Origin of the sequence: Paenibacillus pasadenensis DSM 19293, assembly GCF_000422485.1 — a bacterium.
GTDB classification, from domain to species: domain Bacteria; phylum Bacillota; class Bacilli; order Paenibacillales; family Paenibacillaceae; genus Paenibacillus_O; species Paenibacillus_O pasadenensis.
In genome coordinates this window covers 1-1,579 of sequence record NZ_AULW01000079.1, presented here as the reverse complement: position 1 = coordinate 1,579, position 1,579 = coordinate 1, and the positions used below count along the sequence as shown (strand labels likewise).

Below are 1,579 nucleotides of genomic sequence, written 5' to 3'. Positions count from 1 at the left end.
GCGTCATCGGCGCCATCACGACGCGGTTGTCGAGCTTCAGCTTGCCGCCCTCGAACGGACGGAACAGCGGCGCGGCATGGGTAGCGGTAGACATGATCAAAGGCCTCCTCGACGATCCTGAATTTGTATATCTATATTTATAAATATATAGATTCATTCTCCTGAAAGCAACCTTTACTTTTCGGCTGCCTTCAGCTCTGCTTAATTAAACGCCGAGCTTTAGCTGGCATATAGCTGCCTTATATTTTCCTAGTTGTAAGCAGGGTCGCCTTTAATTCAGACACTTGCGTTGATTCAGTGGAACCACGAATTCAACCCGCCTGCCCCTTATGAGCTACGAGCCACCGAAGCAACCTTGTTGTATTCGCTTATGGCCACCTAAGCCTACTCGTAGTTGATGACATTGATCCAACTCTGGCTAAGCTAAACGACGTAATTTTCCAGCATCGTGGATGATTCGCCACATGAATGTTAGGAAATTACTACCAGCATCTATGAGCACAATAAATCTGTACGAATGCAAAAGAACCCGTCTCGCTCCCAGGTTGGCTGGAAAAAGCGGGTTCATTTCTTTTCGTTTTTGAGTCTTTTAAATATGTTTATAGCTAAGAAAACAAAGCTGATACAGAGCAAATAAATTCTATCATATTTAAGAATAACTGTGGTATAGGTATCATAACCATCTCTATAAAAAGAGTATGTGTTGTAAAAAAACTCATATCCAATATGGTGAGAACGGTCAGAGGCTTTCATAACGGTTGTTCTGCTACTAAGATCGACCATCCAACATGCTAAAAAGTAAACAAGTATTAGTCCAAATGTTAAACCTAGTTTTTTATTCATTAGTCCAAACTAGCACCCCCTCTTTTTTATTTTTGTTTTGGTCAAAGAGATAAGTGCACTCTCCGTTTTTTCACCGGTATGATCTTGATAGATAATTATACCCATTGCATTATTCCATACATCCATTTTATCCGCAATTTCTGTACCTGGATTATGGTCTTCATGAATATCACCTGCTTGTTTTGCTTGACTCTGCCCAATTTCTTTTGTCATTAATACATGCCAGTAAGAATGTCTAAAAACATCTTGTTTACCATCTTCTGCTCCAGTATAACCAGAATTCCGGGCAGCTGATTTTACTTTCAACAACTATTTTAAATTAACATATTTAATTTATATTGGAAATAGTGCATACATACCATTTCTCGCATTTATAACGCCTACGATTTGGATCAGGCACGCTCGGCCTGCGCCTCGCTGCGGATGTGCATCGGGACAATGACGGCCAGCGCGGAAAAAAGCTGGAAATCTAGAACGTCACTATAATATATATAAGTAAATTATTCACAAATAATTCTATTGCCAGCGTACGTAGACAACAATAATCCTCTATGGCCTGCTGCATAGCAAAAAATCCGCCTCATCGTTTTCGCCGATGAGGCGGATTTCTTTATCTACCTTAAAGCCTCGCGCCTCAGCTCAGGCTGCCGAGCGCCTCGCGCGAGAACGGCTGCAGCTCCGACACGCGGCCGTCGCGGATCTTCTCCGCCCAGGCCGGATCGGTCAGCAGCGCGCG

1 protein-coding gene is annotated in these 1,579 nt (G+C 42.9%); it reads right to left on the bottom strand.

Annotated features, from left to right (window positions below):
* Positions 1 to 852: 852 nt before the first annotated feature.
* A complete protein-coding gene (locus H582_RS31840) occupies positions 853 to 1,152 on the bottom strand; it encodes a DUF6973 domain-containing protein (protein WP_127464603.1) in 300 nt (99 codons plus the stop codon).
* Positions 1,153 to 1,579: the final 427 nt, after the last annotated feature.